This window comes from Mesorhizobium sp. M2C.T.Ca.TU.002.02.1.1 (assembly GCF_003997225.1).
Window position 1 is genome coordinate 1 of the sequence record NZ_RZTO01000990.1, and the last position, 2011, is coordinate 2011.

At 66.7% G+C, this 2011-nt stretch carries 2 protein-coding genes and 1 pseudogene; all 3 read left to right on the forward strand.

Translation table 11 applies throughout. The features are described 5' to 3' along the window. Window positions 1-298, forward strand: a 298-nt coding sequence (locus EOD07_RS32410; RefSeq protein ID WP_127238150.1) for a DUF1636 family protein, incomplete at its 5' end; no start/stop codon positions are given. A 2-nt stretch (window positions 299-300) separates the two neighbouring features. Next, the gene (gene cobW / locus EOD07_RS32415) at window positions 301-1338 is read left to right on the forward strand and encodes a cobalamin biosynthesis protein CobW (RefSeq protein ID WP_127238151.1); all 1038 of its coding nucleotides are present in this window, start codon (window positions 301-303) and stop codon (window positions 1336-1338) included. Between the two features lie 16 nt (window positions 1339-1354). Next, window positions 1355-2011 (forward strand): annotated as a pseudogene (locus EOD07_RS32420) (cobaltochelatase subunit CobN); the annotation flags it as partial.

The window sequence follows — 2011 nt, forward strand, 5'->3', positions numbered from 1 at the left end:
CGCCGGCGCGCTGCTGGCCCAAGACACGCGCCGTGCCGCATCGGGCGAAAAAATTCGCATCCGCACCGTCGAATGCCTCGGCAATTGCAAGCGCCGGCTGAGCGCCGCGCTGCTGCGCGATGGCTGCTGGAGCTACGTCTTCGGCGATCTGGACACGACCAGCGGCGCCGACCTCGTCGCCGGCGCAAAGCTCTTCGCCACCTCGACCGATGGCCTGATCCCCTGGCGCGGACGGCCCGATTCCCTCAAGCGCGGCCTGGTTGCCCGCATCCCTCCCCTCGACATGCTGAAGGACTGACCATGAACGCTTCCGTTTCCCGCGTGCCCTGCACCGTCGTCACCGGCTTCCTCGGCGCCGGCAAGACGACGCTGATCCGCAACCTGCTCGAAAACGCCAAGGGCAAGCGGCTGGCGATCATCGTCAACGAATTCGGCGATGTCGGAATCGACGGCGAGATCTTGAAAGGCTGCGGCGTCGACGCCTGCCCGGAGGAAAACATCGTCGAGCTCGCCAATGGCTGCATCTGCTGCACCGTGGCCGATGACTTCGTGCCGGCGCTCGACCAGATCCTGTCCCGCACGCCGAAGGTCGATCACATCCTGATCGAGACCTCGGGCCTTGCTCTGCCGAAGCCGCTGGTCCAGGCCTTCCAGTGGCCGACGGTGAAGAGCCGCGTCACCGTCGACGGCGTCGTCGCCGTGGTCGACGGTCCGGCGCTGGCCGACGGCCGCGTCGCCTCCGACATGGATGCACTCCAGGCGCAGCGCGCCGCCGACGATTCTCTCGACCATGACGATCCGGTCGAGGAAGTGTTCGAGGACCAGATCGCCTGCGCCGACCTGATCATCCTGTCGAAAAGCGATCTGATGGACGCCGCCGGCTCGCAGCGCGCCAACGCCGTTATCGGCGAGCACGTGGCACGCGCCGTCAAGGTCGTCCCGACCACTCACGGCAAAGTCGACCCGTCGGTGCTGCTCGGCCTCGGCCTCGCCGTCGAGGACGACATCGAGAACCGCAAGACCCATCACGACGACGAGCTCGACCACGAGCATGACGATTTCGATTCCTTCGTCATCGACATCCCGTCGATCGCCAATCCGGACGAACTGGCAAAGCGTGTCGCCCTTGCCGCCGAACAGGAAAACGTGTTGCGCGTCAAAGGCTTCGTCGAGGTCGGTGGCAAGCCGATGCGCCTCCTGCTGCAGGCCGTCGGCCCACGCGTCAACCACTATTACGACCGCGCCTGGACAGCCGAGGACGACCGCCGCTCGCGGCTCGTCGTCATCGGCCTCAAGGGGCTGAACCGCCCGGCGATCGAGCGTATCCTCGCCGGCTGAGGCAAATCGGACAGCGATGCATATCCTCGCCACCACATCCGCTTCGCTCGACGATCTCGCCGAGCCGATCGACCTCAGGCAGACGCCTGCGGATGTCGTGGCCCTGTCCTTCACCGACAGCGATCTCGCCGGCCTGGCAGCCGCCTGGAAGGCGGATGCGGGGCGCCTGCCCTCGATGCGGCTGGCGGCCCTTCGCGACCTCCGCCATCCGATGTCGGTGGACCTGTGGATCGACAGCGTCGCCCGCCACGCCAAGGTCATCCTCGTCCGCATCCTCGGTGGCTATGAGTGGTGGCGCTACGGCTGCGACCAACTGGCGGCAGTGGCGAGCGAGCGTGGCATCAAGCTGGCGCTGCTGCCCGGCGAAAGCCATGACGAGGACCAGCGGCTCATTGAAGGCTCGACCCTGCCGCGCGCTGAGTTGGACGCCCTGCTGGGCTATTTCCGAGAGGGCGGTCCGGCGAATATGAGCGCGCTGGTGCAAAGGCTGGCACGGCTTGCGGGGGCTGAGGCGGCGGTTGCCGAGCAGGTGAGCGTGCCGAAGGCGGGGTTTTATGAGCCGGGAGTTGGTGTCGTTGAGAAGCCGGACCTTTCAGAGGTCGGCGATCCGTCGCCCCCCTCTCTGTCCTGCCGGACATCTCCCCCTCAAGGGGGGAGATCAGCCGTCATCGAC

Coding starts and splice junctions, on each gene's coding strand:
- cobW (WP_127238151.1), top strand. CDS start 301: ATGAACGCTTCCGTTTCCCGCGTGCCCTGCACCGTCGTCACCGGCTTC.